This window comes from Natrialba magadii ATCC 43099, assembly GCF_000025625.1.
Classification (GTDB): domain Archaea; phylum Halobacteriota; class Halobacteria; order Halobacteriales; family Natrialbaceae; genus Natrialba; species Natrialba magadii.
Window position 1 is genome coordinate 251,594 of record NC_013923.1, and the last position, 15,272, is coordinate 266,865.

Consider the following 15,272-nt stretch of genomic DNA (forward strand, 5'->3'; position numbering starts at 1 on the left):
GTATTAAGTCACTCGTTGACACGGGTCACTGCTGACTGTCAGGACCACCGCACACAGCGCTCATCGGAGCGGGGAGTCGTACGCCCCCGGTTCGTCCGCCGGCTTCTCGCCGCGTTTGGCGCTCCAGCGATCGACCGCGAGCCGGTAGACGGCCGTCCGATCGATCGACTCCTCGCTCATCGGCTCGTAATCCTCGCCCGGGGTGAGCTGTGGGGCGAACTTGTCCATGAAGGACTCGAGTATCTCCCGTTTCTCCGCTCGCTCCGTGAGAAGCGAGACCGGGCCGTAGGCGACGACGCTTGCGTATTCGACGGTGAAGTTCACCGGCTCCTCCGCAGGGATGAACCGGCCCATCTCGCTCGTCGTGAAACAGGCCTGTGGCTCGTCGGTACTCGAGACGAGGTCGTAGGCGCGCCCGTCGCGGGCACCGTGGACGTAGATCGAATCTCCCTCACAGACGAACAGTTGCGTGACGAGGTGTGGTTCCTCGTCGTCGGTGAGTCCGAGGACGCCGGTTTCTTGCCCGGCGAGGAACTCCCGGATCCAGTCTTCGTCAGAAACTGCCTTACCCTGATATCGTATGTCGTCGGATGCGACGCTCGGAGAGTCGTCCATAGCGTTTGTTTTGGCGAACGGTGTGATAAGTGTACACACTACCCACATAGCTTGCGTTTGTCCTATAGTAACAACTGCAACTAGTTACACACTGCTCGCCGAGTCATCTGGCGAGCAGGTGTGCAGTGACTTGCAGTGGCTACTATAGCTGTTCATCCCGGACAGACAGATGGGCGGCGCGATACATATCGAGCGATTTTCGCCGCGAACGGCCGCTCTAAGACAAAAATTTATTAGGTGTGCCTCGAACTACCATGATATGGAGCTCTGGGACGAGATAGACGCATCCTACCGCGAGCGAACGCCAACGAGCGAACGAGCATACGAAGAACTCTACGAGCACGTGCCGGCAGGGGTCGCCAGCACGTACCGTGCGTTCGAACCGTATCCAATGGTTATCGACCGAGCGGACGGGCCGTACCTCCACGACGTCGACGGCAACCGCTACATCGACTACGACCTGAACAACGGCGCGGGCATGGTCGGCCACAACCACCCCGCCGTCACCGACGCACTGCGCGACCAACTCGAGAACGGGACGCTGTTCACCCACCCACACGAACTGCTCGGGGAGGCTGCTGAGGCGATCAAGGATCGCTGGGATCCGATCGACCTCGTTCGGTTCACCAACAGCGGCACCGAGTCGACGATGCACGCGATTCGGGTCGCCAGAGCCTACTCTGGCCGGGAGAAGGTTTTGAAGATCGAGGGCTCGTATCACGGCGCACACGACTACGTCCTGCTGAGCAAGTCGGTTCCCGCACACAAACTCGGCCACCCGAAACAGCCAACCACGGTGATCGAGAGCGAGGGTGTTCCCGAAGCGATCGCAGACACCGTCGAGATCGGCCCGTGGAACGACCTCGACGCCATCGAGTCGATTCTCGAGGAGAACGCGACCGAAATCGGGACGCTCATCGTCGAACCGATCGTGATGAACGTCGGCGTCACGCAGCCACACGGCGAGTACCTGCAGGGACTGCGCGAGCTGTGTGATGAGTACAACGTCGTCCTCATTTTCGACGAGGTCAAGACCGGCGTGAAGGTCGCACCGGGCGGTGCGGCGGAATACTACGGCGTCGAGCCCGATCTGGTCACGATGGCAAAGAGCATCGGCGGAAACACGCCCGTCGGCGCGTTCGGCGGCCGCGAAGACATCATGCGCGAGATTGAGAACGGGGCGGCCCACTACGGCACCTACAACGGCAACCCACTCGTTTTGCGCGCCGTGACGACCGTGCTGAACGAGGTGCTCACGGACGACGCCTACGACCACGTCGACGCTCTCGGCGACCGACTCGCGTCCGGTTACGAGGAAATCATGGCCGACGAGGGCCTCGCTGGCCACGTCGAACAGGTCAACTCCCAGGGCATCGTCGTCTTCACCGACGAGGAAATCAACAACTACCGCGACTTCGACGAACACGTCGACGTCGAGTTCCACGAAAACTACTGGTTCGCCATGCTCGAACGCGGCGTCCTGCCACACCCCCACCACGCCTCCCAGCAGTGGACCATCAGCGTCCAGCACGAGGACGAACACATCGACCGCCACTTAGAGGCGTTCAAGGACGTGGCTCCGATGCTCGCCGAACAGCAAGAGTCCTGACGGAGCCTGCGTTCACACCCTGTTTTTGACGCACACTGTCTCGACTGGGGCCGAAACCGAGAGCCGAAGCTGAGGCACAAGAAACGAGAGACGAGAGACGAGAGATGAGAAACGAAAACCAGAAACGAGACACGGAGCAGGGAACAGGGAATCTCGTCGCCCCGATTACTCGAGTGCCGGCCAGTACTCGCTGTGATACGTCGCGATGTCTTCGATGGTGCGCCGTGCGGAGTCGTAGTCTTCGTCCATCCAGGCCATGGGATCGTCAATGCCGGTTTCGACGCCAAGGACGCCCTCGAGAACACCGAGCGTCGCGTAGGCGAGGTGGCTGACCTGATAGCCGCCTTCCTGGACGACGGCAAGGTTGCCGCCGGCGTACTCGTCAGCGAGCACTCGTGCGCGCCGCCCCAGTTCTTCGAAGCCGCCCTTCGTGACGACGTTGCGCCCAAGCGGGTCCATCGTACCGGCGTCCTGGCCGGCGCTGATGAGCAGTAGGTCGGGATCGTACGAACGCAAGAGGGGTTCGACGATACGGTCGAAGACGTGTTCGTAGCCTTCGTCACCGGTTCCCGGCGGGAGCGGGACGTTTACGTTGTAACCCTCGCCGTCACCAGTGCCGACCTCGTCGAGGTCGCCCGTCTGCGGGTGGGCCTCGGGGTCCCACGACCAATGGTCGTTGTGGATGCCGATCACGAGCACGTCGTCGCGGTCCTCGAAGCACTCCTGCGTGCCGTTGCCGTGGTGCACGTCCCAGTCTACGATGGCGACGCGTTCGGTGTCGGTCGTCTCGAGGATGTGATCCGCTGCGACGGCGACGTTGTTGAAATAGCAGAAGCCATCGACCTGTTCCGGCTGAGCGTGGTGGCCGCTCGGTCTGACCATCGCGTACGGAACGTTGTCCAAGGAATGCTCGAGTGCGTGTTCGGCAGCGAGGCAGGCCGCACCTGCGGCGTGGGTAGCGGCACGGAAGGTGTGTTCGTTCGCGCCGGTTTCGGCAGTGATCCGCCCGCCGCCGTCGGCGCAGAACGCCTGCAGGTCGTCGATGTGGTCGGCGGTGTGGGTGCGCTCGAGTTGCACTCGAGTTGCGGGTTCGACGTCAGCCAGTGTGACGTGGTCGGCGAGTTCGGCCTGGAGGATGCTGTAGATGTTTTTGAGTCGCTCGGGTCGGTCTGGATGTGGTTGGCGATACGCCAGTCTGCCAGTCCACTCGGATTCGAATTCGCCGGCTGGCTGTTCGTGAGCAATGAAGCTCTCGTCCCAGAATGCGGTTATCGTTCGGCCCATGCCTGGTACTCTCTGTCATTTCACATAAGACCTTCTGTCTCCGTGACCGGTCTGACAAGGTCAAGCGTTGGGGGGACACCACTAATCTGGCTCGTGATCGGCCATAGACATTGTTTCCGTCCGAAAACTGGAGCCTGGTAGACAGAGTGCGTTATATGTCCTTATACAGACTGCTGTTGTCCATACATTCGTCTCTTTTCCATTGATTAGTAGTATTATTGGACAGAATTCAGCATCAGACATTCTCGTCGAAATCTATATGTGGTGTGAGCAGATAACAAAGAGCATGGTTGAGAGAAATATCAGCCGACGGACTGTTCTGAAAACAACGGTTGCCGGCGGCGCAGCGGCGGCGGCCGGTTGCCTCGGTGGGGGCGATGACCGCGAGTACGTGCGCCCGATCGACGTCGACCTCGACGACGTGGAACCGGAAAACGAGATCAACATGTGGAACTGGTTCTACGACTTCCGTGACTGGACCGTCGAGGAGTTCAGCGCAGAGTACGGCATCGAGAGCTCTTCCTCGACCGGCTACTCCTCCGCGGCGGAGTGGTACTCCCGCTTAGAAGCCGGTAACCACGCTATCGACCACGTCGGTTCGACCGGGAACTACACCGTTCGCTCCGTCGAGAACGACTTCTTCGAACCGTTGCCGGTCGACCAGTTCGAGGGCTGGGAGGCGCTGCCCGACTTCCTGCAAGACACCATGCACGACTACGCCGGGAAGGACGGCGAGGTGTACGCGATGCCCCAGTCGTTGCTGCTGTACCCGACGCTGACGTACAACGAAGATCACTTCTCGAGTCCGCCGGATTCGTGGGGCGTCCTCTGGGACGAGGAGTACGCCGGCGACATCTGCATGTGGGACGAAGCGCAGTACCCCTGCCAGATCGCGGCGCTGTACACGGACCAGGACCCGTTCGATCCCGACGATCTGGACGAAATTCAGGAAGTGCTCGAACAGCAGATCGACCTCAACGAAACGCTCTGGGACGAGTACAACCACGCCCGCGGCCTCTTCGTCAACGAAGACGTCGTGGTCGGTCCGCTGCTCGACGGGCAGACGTACCTCGCCCGATTCGAGGATGAAGCGCCGATCAACTACACGATTCCCGAAGAGGGCGGGCTGTACCAGCTCGACGATATGGCAATCCCGACGGATTGTCCAAACCCGCGTGCAGCGACGCTGCTCATGGATTGGGTCACCCAGCCGGACAACCTCAAGAACATCTTCCACGAGAGCGGTTACCCGCCAGCGATCGACCACGACGACTTCGAAGAGCTGTACGCCGAGGATCTCGAGGAAGGAACGATCACCGAGGAAGAAATCGAGTTCTTCCGCTGGGGTGAACTCGAGGACCGCCTCATGTTCGCTGAACCGCTCGGCGACGACCTGCTCCAGACGTACGACCAGATCTGGACCGAAGTGAAGAACTGACTGATACCGATGTCTGACATTACAATCCACGACTTGCGAAAGGAGTTCGGTTCGGTGCTGGCGGTTGACGACGTCGATTTCGATATCACCGAGGGAGAATTCATCTCGATTCTGGGACCGAGTGGCTCCGGGAAGTCGACGATTCTACGGATGATCGCCGGCTTCGAGTCCCCGACGGCGGGCGAGATCAGAATCGGCGGCGACGATGTCGTCGGGGAGCCGCCGTTTGACCGGGACGTGAACATGATGTTTCAGGACCTGGCGCTGTTTCCACATTTGACCGTCGCCGAAAACATCGCGTACGGGCTCAAGCAAGGCGGTGTTCCAGCCGACGAGCGCGAGGACCGCGTCCAGGAGATGCTCGAAATCGTCCACCTCGAGGGGTACGGCGACCGTGAGCCCCACGAACTCTCGGGTGGTGAGCAACAGCGTGTCGCGCTCGCCCGGGCACTGATCAACGAACCGAAATTACTGTTGTTCGACGAACCGCTGGCGTCGCTCGACCGAAAGCTTCGCCAGCACATGCAGATCGAACTCCAGCAGATCCAACACGAGACCGGCATCACGTTTCTCTACGTCACCCACGACCAGGAGGTCGCGATGGCCGTCTCCGACCGGCTGATCGTCCTCAACAACGGCCAGATCGAACAGATCGGGACCGCAGAGCAACTCTACGACGAGCCGAACAACAGCTTCGTCGCGAACTTCATTGGCGATATCAACACGCTGCCGGCGGAACTCGAGCGCGACAACGGCAATATCACGGTGGACATCGACGACGCGACACGGGCGGTTGATGGCTCGTACGTCGATCCGGGAGTCCGCGACAACGGCCACCACGAGATCGACTTCTGTATCAGGCCGGACGATATGCGAATCGAGCCGTCCACAGCAGCCGAGGCGAACGCAATCGCAGGAACGGTCCGAAACCGCATCTACAAGGGCGGAACGACGACGTATCACATCGACACCAACGTCGGGACGGTCACGGCAGAGTTAGGATCGAGTCAGTTCGATGTCGGTGACGAGGTCGGCGTCTCGTGGAGTGACGATGCCGCCTACCTCTTCCCGCGGAGGGAGTCTGAGGCATGAGTTCGGCCAGACTGCCCGGTATTCGTGCGAACGTGGCAGACGGGTTCGAACACTGGCAGTCATTCCTGCGCGAGCGCCCACGGCTGAAGATTTTCCTGATCGTCTTTCCGCCTGCACTAGTGCTTGCGGTCTTTTTCCTCCTGCCGCTCGTGTTCATGGCGTACCTCTCCCTTCTCGAGGGGATGCCGCCAGCACCAGCAACGTTCGAGAACTACATGCGCCTCGTCACGCAGGACGTCTATCTGTCGGTCCTGTGGCGGACGACCGTGATTACGGCGCAGGCGACGATACTGACGGTGCTCATCGGCTACGCGATCGCCTACAGTATGGTCCGGTTCTCCCGACGGACGACGATGATTCTGCTGTTGGTCATCATGCCGTTCTGGACGAACTACATCATCCGGATGTACGCCTGGATCAACATCCTGCAGACGAACGGTGTCCTCGACGCAGCACTGCTGTTCGTCGGCGCGATAAACGAACCCCTCGGCGTGCTCTACAGCCACGAGGCGGTGCTCATCGGATTTATCTACATCTACCTGCCGCTGGCAGTCCTTCCCTTCTACGCCTCGCTCTCGTACCTCGATCAGGACCTCATCGACGCGTCGATGGATCTCGGAGCAGGACCGATCAAGACGTTCCTCTCGATCACGCTCCCGATGACGAAAAACGGGATCATGGTCGGCGTGATTCTTGTCGGAATTCCGATCTTCGGCTCGTTCATCACGCCCCAGCTTCTGGGCGGGACGGACAACACCATGGTCGGCATGGTAATAGAAAACCAGTTTATCGAGGCGTTCAACTGGTCGTTCGGTGCCGCACTCAGTATCACCGTCGCGGTCATCGTCGTTGCCATGCTCGTGCTGGGAATGCTGGCCGGCGGGGACTTCTTCGACCTCGGAGGTGAGGGCGAATGAGCACACTCTCGTCTGCGTGGAATCTCCTCGAGCGGGTCGCTTACAACCACGGACGAAAGGCAGGGCTCACGTGCCTCGTGCTCGCGATCCTCTACCTCTGGTTTCCCATCTTCGTCGTGACCTTCATGTCGTTCGCAGAACGGGAGGTACTCACGTTCCCACCGTCGAGTCTCACGCTCGACTGGTACATGGTCTTCCTGGAGAACGACGCTGCGATTAGCGCGACGATCACGTCGCTACAGATCAGCTTCATCACGACGCCGATCGCAGTGGCGCTCTCAGTGCTTATCGCGTACGCCATCGACCGCTACGTCTTCCCTGGGAAGAGCATACTCCAGCTCGTCGCGGTGCTTCCGATCGTCGTTCCGCTGATCGTCGTCGGTGTCGCGATGACGATCTTCTTCGGCATCGTCGGCATCCAGGCGAGCTTCTGGACGGTCGTCGCCGCACACGTCATTCGGGTGATCCCGTTTACCGTCCTCATCCTCGTTCCGACGCTGGTTGCCTTCGACCGGTCGTTAGAGGAGGCGTCGTACGACCTCGGCGCGAACGAGTTGACGACGTTCCGGAAGATCACCGTCCCGAACATCATGCCCGGCGTCGTCGCAGCCGGCTTGCTCGCGTTTACGATCTCGTTCAACGAGTTCGTCTACACCTACTTCGTCAAGGACGCGCGAACGCAAACGCTGCCGACGTACCTGTGGGACCAGCTCCGACAGCATGCGACGCCTGAAGTGAACGTCATCAGCGTCGTCTTCATCGTCTTCGCCATCTCCACCGTGCTCATCGCGGTGGCGCTGACGAACGTCGAGCGAATCACGACGCACGACGGCTAGGTGACGACTAGGCAAGGCGCGCCGCTTCGCCACCACCTTCCCGATTCGCGTACTCGTACTCGTTTCTGCGTTGTCCTCTCAACCGCCACGAAGAGCTGATACGGCCGCTGCAGGAGATTGTCGACGAGTTCGTCTGAAAAAAGAAGCGTTATTTGCGGATCAGTTCTCGGTCCCACACCACTCCATCGCCGTCAGTGCCAGCGTCTGTGCCGTCTCGACGAGCGACTCGAGTTCAACGTACTCGTCGGCACCGTGTCCACCCCGCCCACGTGGACCGACAGAGATTGCGGGAATGTCGTAGTAGAGGGCGTAAAACCGCTCGTCGAGGCCACCGAGGCCGCCGACGTACGAGGTCTCACCGCCGGTCGTTCGTTCGGCGTGGGTCGTCGCGACCTGGACGATCTCTTCGTCGGTGTCGATCTCGTGCGGGTCGGCGTCCCAGCCGAACCACTCGATCTCCGGTTCGTGCTCGGCGAGCCACGGATCGTCCTGTGCGGCGCTCATCACCGCGTCGGTGACCTCCTGGCGAACATCCTCGCTGCGCTCGCCCGGCGGCCAGCCGATTCGACCGGTGAGAACGGCTTCGCCCGGCACCTTCGACACCCAGTCGCCGGACTCCGCGACGCTGACGCTGAGATTGGTGACGCTGCCTTCGGCCTTCGGGTCCTTCCGGACCGCCGGCTCGTAGGAGATCCGCTCCCGGCGCTCTTCGTCGAGTTCCTCTAGTGCACGATAGATCGTCGTCGCGTTACCGATTGCGTTCACGCCACGATACTTGCGCGCGGTGTGTGCCGCCTTCCCCGGAACAGTAATTCGGAAGTACGAGACGCCGGCACCGGCGATGCCGACATTTGGAAGCTGGAACGGCTCCGGAATGATTGCGGCATCTGGCTGATACCCGCGCTCGAGTACGGAGAGCACGCCGCCCACCCCGCCGGCTTCCTCCTCGATGGTCGTCTGCAAGAGTAGGTCGCCCTCGAGTTCGACGCCGAGGGACTCGAGTACCTCGAAGGCGTGGACGAACGCGGCGATGCCGCCTTTCATGTCCATCGTGCCGCGGCCGTACATGCGGCCGTCTTCGATCGTCGCGTCCCACGGGTCGTACGACCAGTCGGCGACGGGTTCGGGTGTGACGACGTCGATGTGGCCGCTAAAGGTCAGGCTTCGCCCGTTCTCGGGATCGCTCCCGGGTCGCGTGGCGACGACGTTTTCACGATCCTCGTAGCCGTATTCCTCGTAGGTGACCGTCTCGGTGAACCCCGGATGCGATTCGAGGTTCGAGGCCGATGGCTCCCAGGTATCGATCTCGAGGTCGCCGTCGGATTCACGCAGACGGTCGAGGACGACCTCCTGACCCGGTTGCTCCTGTCCGGACAGTGATTTTGCGGCGACCAGTTCTTCGAGGAAGTCGAACAGTCGATCTTGCGTTCGCTCTATCTCAGCGCATACCTCCGATTCCATGACATTCGGTACCGTGTGGCGGAAGGTATAGTTTCCGCTGCTCCAGCTCCGGCTTCAGGGGCTACCGCGGGTACGCGTCGTGCCACGGCCGCGTGCGCTCGAGTGCCCCGGCAGCGGCGAGGACGTCTTCGTCGCGGTGGCGCGGTGCGGCGATTTGCATGCCGATCGGCAGTCCGTCGTCGGTCAGTCCGGCGGGAGCGGTAGCCGCCGGCTGGCCGGTGAGGTTGTACGGCTGTGTCAGAATCCAGCCGCGGTACTGCTCGACATCGGTGCCGTCGACCGCCTCGGGGTACGCGCCGTGGTCGAACGGGGGGACCGCCATCGTCGCGGAGACGAGCAGGTCGTACTCCTCGAACAGGTCGCAGAGTCCGTCGAGAACGGCCGTCCGGACGACGTTCGCGTCCCGGTAGGCCTTCATCGTCGGCTCGTCGGACTCGAGTATGAGGTCGACCAGGTAGGGGCGTAGTTTCTCTCGGTCCGCGTCGTAGGGGTCGAAGCCGTCGTCTTGCAGATTCTCGAGGAGCATTCCCCACAGGACATTCGCGAAGGTGTAGTAGGCGTCGACGATCTCCTCTTTCGTGTGGCCGAGGTCGGGGTCGACGCGTTCGACAGTCGCACCCGTATCTTCGAACGCGCCCACAGCGTCGTCGAGGACGCTCGTCACCGTCTCGGAGACCGGATACGTGCCGAGGTCCGGGCTGTACGCGATCGTCAGGTCGTCGATTGGGCGGTCAGGTGCGTCTGCGTACGTGGTTCCGTCGTCGGGAAGCGAGAACGGGTCGCGCCCGTCGGGGCCGGCCATCACGTCGAGCATGAGTGCGGCGTCCTCGACGGTTCGACTCATCGGACCGAGATGGCTACACGGCGTGTGATTGCTGAACGCGTTCGGTCGACCTGGCTCGGGAACGAGCCCGAACGTCGGTTTATGTCCGAACACGCCACAGCAGGCCGCAGGGACGCGGATGGAGCCGCCGGTATCCGACCCCTGGGCGATGGGGACGAGCGAGTCGCCGAGTGCGGCACCCGCGCCGCCCGATGAGCCGCCCGAAATTTTTCCCGGGTCGAACGGCGTTCCCGTGGGACCGGCGACCAGATTATCCGTCGCGACACCCAGGCCGAACTCGGGTGTGTTCGTCTTTCCGACGATGATCGCACCGGCCTCCTTCAACCGTGACACGAACAGGTCGTCTTCCTCGGCGACGTTATCCTCGTACAGCTTCGAACCGAACGTGGTCCGGATCCCCTCGACGTTGTCAAGGTCTTTGATCGCAACCGGAACGCCGTGAAGCGGACCGAGCGACTCGCCGTTCTCGATCGCTCGTTCGGCTTCGCGAGCCTGTTCGCGGGCCAACTCCTCGGTGATGGTAACGAAGGCGTTCGTCCGTTCGTTTCGGTCGGCGATTCGATCGAGGTGTGCGTCGACGACCGCTGTCGGCGAGACGTCGCCGTCCCGAATCCGTCGGGCGATTCCCGCAGCAGACATGTGAGTTAGTTCGTCAGTCACGGCTACTAGCTCGTTCGCGTCGGTAAAATGTATGCGGGTCGGTCACATCCTTCGCCGGGAGTTTGCGCCACCCAGCCGCGCTATGAACTTATTTATAGATTGGAATGCGTGTGTTTGGTAATGGCACAGGCAACTGTCAACACCCCCGAGCAGGTGACACAACTCGAGACGCTCGTCAGGGTGAACCTGACAGACGAACAGATTACGACCGAGACGGTACCGCAGGAGTACCGCGACCGATTCATCGCCGGCAAGGGGCTCGGTGCGGCGTTGCTCCTCGACGAGGTCGAGGCCGGCGTCGATCCGCTCTCGCCGGAGAACAACCTCTACTTCATGTTCGGACCGCTCACCGGATTCGCACCGGGGACCTCGCGGTACGGAGCCGTCACGAAGTCGCCGCTGACCGGCACGTTCGTCGACTCCTACTCCGGCGGCCACTTCCCGACCATGGTCCGGTACGCGCTGCCGGACGTGCTCGCGATCGCGATCGAGGGCCGCGCGGAGAACCCGATGACGCTCCGGATCACCGAGGGCGAACTGACACTCGAGGATGCCACTGAGCTGTGGGGCCTGGATACGAAAGAGACGGCCCGCCAGTTCGAGGGCAAGCAGACGAAAACGGCGTGTATCGGGCCGGCCGGCGAGAACGAGGTCGCCTACGCGACGATCTCGAGCGACGAGGGCACCCACCACGCGGGTCGCGGCGGTGTCGGCGCTGTCATGGGCTCGAAAAATCTGAAGGCGGTCGTGGCAACGGGGAACTCGCCGCCGAAAGCACCCGATATTCAACAGCTGAAGGTCGAGCACACCCAGCGACTGGGAACCGACGACGAGGTCTCCTGGGCGCGAAACGGCGGGACACAGCTCATCGTCGACTGGACCCAGCAGGTCGGCGCGCTGCCCTCGCACAACTGGTCGCGTGGCACCGTCGAGAACGTCGACGATCTGAACATCGACGCCTTCTCGGAGGGGCACGTCGGCACCGATTCGTGTTTCGGCTGTCCGGTCGCCTGCGGCCACGTGGTCGATTTCGAGGAAAGCGACGCCGACGTCGACGGTGTGTTCCAGGGAGCCAGCGTCGACTGGGGGCCGGAGTACGAGACGATCGGCATGATGGGCGCGAATACGGACATCACGAACGTGACCGAGGTGACCGAACTCGCGAATCTCGCCGACACGCTCGGCATGGATACGATCTCGCTCGGCAACGTCCTCTCGTGGCTGATGGAGGTCTCCGAGGAAGGACTGGTCGACTCCGATCTGCGCTGGGGCGACGCCGAAGCCGCCGCCGAAGTCATCCGCGATATCGCCCAGCGAGAGGGCATCGGCGACGAACTCGCAGAGGGGACCGCCCGCGCGGCGGAACTGCTCTGTGACGGCCACCCCGACGCGCGGGAAGCCGCCGTCCAGGTGAAGGGACTCGAGTTACCCGCCTACGAACCCCGGGCCTCGTTCAGTATGGCGCTCGCGTACGCGACCGCAGACAGGGGTGCCTGCCACCAGCGGGCGTTCCCAATCGGCTCCGACGCGCTGGGTGGGGAACGAGACCCACACGATACAGACGGCCACGCCGAAGTGGTCATCGACGAGCAAGACGAGACCGCGCTGACCTACAGCATGGTCTCGTGTTCGTTCACCGCGTACAACTACGAGCGGGTCTGTGAGTGGCTCAACGAACTCGCCTACGACGTGACAGTCGAGGACCTGCAGGCGGTCGGTGAACGCGCCTGGAACGCCACGCGGCTGTTCAACCTCCGCGAAGGGTTCGAGCGAGACGACGACGCCTTGCCGGAGCGATTCACCACGCCACTCGAGCGCGGTGGGCCGGCGGACGGGAACGCGATCACAGAAGAGCAGTTCGAGACGATGCTCGATTCGTACTACGAACAGCGCGGCTGGACGGAAGCAGGAGAGCCAACACCCGAGACGTTAGCACGGCTCGAGATCGAGTCGCTCGCGCCGGAGTCGCAGTCGGCGTAGCACACCAGTTCTGCTTTCAATTTTGTAAGGCGTATGAGCCACAGCCCCTCAATATTCGCCCGTCGGAAACGTCGACGGCATCTCCTCGATCTCGTGGACGCGAAAGTCGGCCGGCGGGTCGTCGAACCGATCGAGTTCGAACGGCTCGAGCGAAACCATCGGCTCCTCACCCGTCACGAGCGCACGGACTGCAGTGCCCGTGAACGGTGACATCGAAATTCCGGCCGTCACCCCCGTAACGACCACCAGTCCGTCCGGTGCGTTCTCGGGCGCATCCAGAACGGGAAGCCCGTCGGGCGTGATCGCCGACCCTTTCGAACAGGTGTGATAGCTGCCGTTCACGATCCGTACCTCGTCGATATCAGTTGCGACGGACTCGAGTACCCCCTCGACCTCGCGAAGATACTCGGCGGGCGGACTTCGCGGCGGCCGGTCGCGCTCCGGCAGGAAGTACATGCCACCAGAGACAAGGAACGTCTGCGGCCGGTCGGGTTCCGGCCGCCACCAGACGTCCCTGCCGTACATCATCGGGTATGCGTCGTCGAGTTCGCCGTCTACGTTGACCCGGAGGTTACAGTAGATGAACTGCCGCGTCGGCAGGTCCACGAACGACTCGACAAGCGACCCAGTCTGTGCACCAGCGGCACAGACGACCGTCTCGGCCTCGATACGGCCGTCGGGCGTCTCGACACCGACGACGGTGTCGTCGTCAGTCACAATCCGTTCGACCGGCGTCTGCGTTCGGATCTCCGCGCCGCGTTCGCGTGCCGTTTCGGCGAGCGCCGTCGCGTACTCTCTAACGTCGATGATCCCACTCTCTGCCTTCACGAGGCCACCGTCGAACCCGTCGAGATCGAACCGACCGGGCCAGCGCTCCGCTAGCTCCGACGTGGGACAGTACTCGAGTTCGTATCCCTCGCGGTCGAACAGCGGCTGGTACGCTTCGACGAACGAGTCCCGTTCGGCGTCCGTCTCGGCCAGTTCGACGTACGGCCGGTCGTGAAACGTGAAGCCGTGGCTTCCATCGAGTGCTCGAAACGCCTCGATAGAGTGCTCGACGGCGGCCGGATACGGCGCCCAGTCCGCGAACGGTCCGACGAAGCCGGCGGCGTACCCTGACGCACCCGCACCCACGCGGCCGGCCTCGAGGACGACCACGTCGTGGTCCGACGCGAGTTCGATCGCGCTCCACAGCCCGGATGCACCTGCGCCGATGATGACGACATCTGCTCTCCCTTCGGATTGGTCTATGCCCATCGTTACCACCCATCGTGTATCCGGAGCAAAATAAATGAATTGACTTCTCGCACTCGCACTCACACCGGCGAACAGGAGCCATGGAATAACGGGCTATCGAACGCTCGACGCTCGGAACGTCGAGCGCCGACGTACCTACATAAACTTCGACTCGATAAACCGCGACACCGCCGCCGCACCCAGTCGCTGCGTATTCCGTGTCGGATCCAGTCGCGGCGCAACCTCGACGAGGTCAAGCGCACCAATTGCGTCGCAGGTGCCGAGGTACTCGAGTGCGGTGAGGAACTGGTTCGCATCGAGGCCGCCGAATTCGGGAGTTCCAGTTCCAGGGGCGATCGTGGGTTCGACGACGTCGATGTCGACGGTGAGGTAGACGACGTCACAGGAGGCTGTGACGTGGTCGATTGCGTCGGCGAGGCAGGCTTCGATCCCGCGGTCGTGGACATCTCGCGCGTAGTCGACGTAGAGACCGGATTCGTCGACGAACGACGGGAACTCGGGGTCTTCGAAGGCACGCAGGCCGATCATCGCGTGGGTTTCGTAGCTGCCGTGGGGTGAGTCGGCGATGAGGTTCATCGGTGAGCCGTGCCAGTGTTCGCCGTGGAGGTCGCGCTCGCCGTAAATATCGGAGTGGGAGTCGAGGTGGATCAGGCCGACGCGGCCGTCGACGGTCTTCGAGAAGCCAGTGAACGACGGGTAGGTGAGGTAGTGGTCACCGCCGAGGACGACGGGGAACGTGTGTGTGGCAACTGTTTCGACGGCGTCTCGAATGTAGTCGCCCGTCTGCTCGACATCGGTCGTTACCACGGGAACGTCACCACAGTCCTGAATCTGGATGGAGCCATAGTCTGTGACCTGGCCCGTCCCTGCATTGTACTGTGGCTCGCTCCGGCCGTACCAGCCCGATTCGCGACGGAGTGCTTCCGGGCCGTACCGTGTTCCTGGTTGTCGTGAGGCGGCACCGTCGAAGGGGACACCAAGCACGCCGATGTCGACGTCGTCAGTGAGTTCGTCTCGGGGCTTCCGAACACCGTTCAGGAACGAGTCCGCGCCGACGTAGCTCGGTGAGAGCTCGTCGTTTTGCGTGTCATCTTCTCCCATGTCCTGGGCAATGGATGCGGCTGGGATAAATATGCTGATAGGTGGTACAGTCTGGTACAGGATACTGCTTTCCAGAAGTCAGTTAAAAGTCAGTCGCGCTACGTGGCCGTTGTCCTGGCATACAGATACATCCTCTCAGGGTCTGCTTGCTTCGCCAGCCAACATCCGTTGACTGCGG

Annotated in this window: 12 protein-coding genes; 6 read left to right on the forward strand and 6 right to left on the reverse strand. The window is 62.1% G+C overall.

The window, feature by feature from the left end; all coding sequences use genetic code 11:
- Positions 1-60 precede the first annotated feature (60 nt).
- On the reverse strand, positions 61-615 hold the full coding sequence (locus tag NMAG_RS18600; protein ID WP_004214370.1) for a pyridoxamine 5'-phosphate oxidase family protein: 555 nt from the start codon (positions 613-615) through the stop codon (positions 61-63).
- Between the two features lie 259 nt (positions 616-874).
- On the opposite strand from NMAG_RS18600, the gene NMAG_RS18605 reads away from it, so the two are divergent.
- Complete coding sequence (locus tag NMAG_RS18605) at positions 875-2,224, forward strand: aspartate aminotransferase family protein (RefSeq protein ID WP_004214371.1); 1,350 nt, start codon at positions 875-877, stop codon at positions 2,222-2,224.
- A 165-nt stretch (positions 2,225-2,389) separates the two neighbouring features.
- Here NMAG_RS18605 and NMAG_RS18610 read toward each other — a convergent pair whose 3' ends face one another.
- Entirely contained in the window at positions 2,390-3,508 is a 1,119-nt protein-coding gene (locus NMAG_RS18610; protein ID WP_004214372.1) for a class II histone deacetylase, read from the reverse strand.
- 286 nt (positions 3,509-3,794) lie between these two features.
- Here NMAG_RS18610 and NMAG_RS18615 point away from each other — a divergent pair, with 286 nt between their 5' ends.
- Genes NMAG_RS18615 through NMAG_RS18630 form a run of 4 tightly spaced genes read left to right on the forward strand, consistent with a single transcriptional unit; the run spans position 3,795 to position 7,791 of the window.
- Complete coding sequence (locus NMAG_RS18615; protein WP_004214373.1) at positions 3,795-4,946, forward strand: ABC transporter substrate-binding protein; 1,152 nt, start codon at positions 3,795-3,797, stop codon at positions 4,944-4,946.
- A gap of 9 nt (positions 4,947-4,955) precedes the next feature.
- Positions 4,956-6,038, forward strand: coding sequence for an ABC transporter ATP-binding protein (locus tag NMAG_RS18620; RefSeq protein WP_004214374.1), 1,083 nt, complete (start codon positions 4,956-4,958; stop codon positions 6,036-6,038).
- Positions 6,035-6,955, forward strand: coding sequence for an ABC transporter permease (locus NMAG_RS18625; RefSeq protein WP_004214375.1), 921 nt, complete (start codon positions 6,035-6,037; stop codon positions 6,953-6,955). Before NMAG_RS18620 ends, NMAG_RS18625 begins: the two co-directional genes overlap by 4 nt.
- Positions 6,952-7,791, forward strand: coding sequence for an ABC transporter permease (locus tag NMAG_RS18630; RefSeq protein WP_012996916.1), 840 nt, complete (start codon positions 6,952-6,954; stop codon positions 7,789-7,791). Before NMAG_RS18625 ends, NMAG_RS18630 begins: the two co-directional genes overlap by 4 nt.
- 159 nt (positions 7,792-7,950) lie before the next feature.
- Here the strand turns inward: NMAG_RS18630 and NMAG_RS18635 are convergent, their stop codons facing one another.
- Complete coding sequence (locus NMAG_RS18635) at positions 7,951-9,252, reverse strand: ArgE/DapE family deacylase (RefSeq protein ID WP_004214381.1); 1,302 nt, start codon at positions 9,250-9,252, stop codon at positions 7,951-7,953.
- Between the two features lie 61 nt (positions 9,253-9,313).
- Positions 9,314-10,756 (reverse strand): amidase, encoded by a 1,443-nt coding sequence (locus tag NMAG_RS18640; protein WP_012996917.1) that lies wholly within the window; start codon positions 10,754-10,756, stop codon positions 9,314-9,316.
- Between the two features lie 120 nt (positions 10,757-10,876).
- On the opposite strand from NMAG_RS18640, the gene NMAG_RS18645 reads away from it, so the two are divergent.
- A complete protein-coding gene (locus tag NMAG_RS18645) occupies positions 10,877-12,736 on the forward strand; it encodes an aldehyde ferredoxin oxidoreductase family protein (protein ID WP_004214383.1) in 1,860 nt (619 codons plus the stop codon).
- Between the two features lie 48 nt (positions 12,737-12,784).
- Here the strand turns inward: NMAG_RS18645 and NMAG_RS18650 are convergent, their stop codons facing one another.
- Together NMAG_RS18650 and NMAG_RS18655 are read right to left on the reverse strand one after the other, a co-directional pair.
- Complete coding sequence (locus NMAG_RS18650; protein ID WP_004214384.1) at positions 12,785-13,993, reverse strand: NAD(P)/FAD-dependent oxidoreductase; 1,209 nt, start codon at positions 13,991-13,993, stop codon at positions 12,785-12,787.
- 135 nt (positions 13,994-14,128) lie between these two features.
- Entirely contained in the window at positions 14,129-15,094 is a 966-nt protein-coding gene (locus tag NMAG_RS18655; RefSeq protein WP_004214385.1) for an agmatinase family protein, read from the reverse strand.
- Between the last annotated feature and the right edge of the window lie 178 nt (positions 15,095-15,272).

Coding starts and splice junctions, on each gene's coding strand:
- NMAG_RS18625 (WP_004214375.1), top strand. CDS start 6,035: ATGAGTTCGGCCAGACTGCCCGGTATTCGTGCGAACGTGGCAGACGGG.
- NMAG_RS18635 (WP_004214381.1), bottom strand. CDS start 9,252: ATGGAATCGGAGGTATGCGCTGAGATAGAGCGAACGCAAGATCGACTG.
- NMAG_RS18645 (WP_004214383.1), top strand. CDS start 10,877: ATGGCACAGGCAACTGTCAACACCCCCGAGCAGGTGACACAACTCGAG.
- NMAG_RS18615 (WP_004214373.1), top strand. CDS start 3,795: ATGGTTGAGAGAAATATCAGCCGACGGACTGTTCTGAAAACAACGGTT.
- NMAG_RS18650 (WP_004214384.1), bottom strand. CDS start 13,993: ATGGGCATAGACCAATCCGAAGGGAGAGCAGATGTCGTCATCATCGGC.
- NMAG_RS18605 (WP_004214371.1), top strand. CDS start 875: ATGGAGCTCTGGGACGAGATAGACGCATCCTACCGCGAGCGAACGCCA.
- NMAG_RS18655 (WP_004214385.1), bottom strand. CDS start 15,094: ATGGGAGAAGATGACACGCAAAACGACGAGCTCTCACCGAGCTACGTC.
- NMAG_RS18600 (WP_004214370.1), bottom strand. CDS start 615: ATGGACGACTCTCCGAGCGTCGCATCCGACGACATACGATATCAGGGT.
- NMAG_RS18620 (WP_004214374.1), top strand. CDS start 4,956: ATGTCTGACATTACAATCCACGACTTGCGAAAGGAGTTCGGTTCGGTG.
- NMAG_RS18610 (WP_004214372.1), bottom strand. CDS start 3,508: ATGGGCCGAACGATAACCGCATTCTGGGACGAGAGCTTCATTGCTCAC.
- NMAG_RS18630 (WP_012996916.1), top strand. CDS start 6,952: ATGAGCACACTCTCGTCTGCGTGGAATCTCCTCGAGCGGGTCGCTTAC.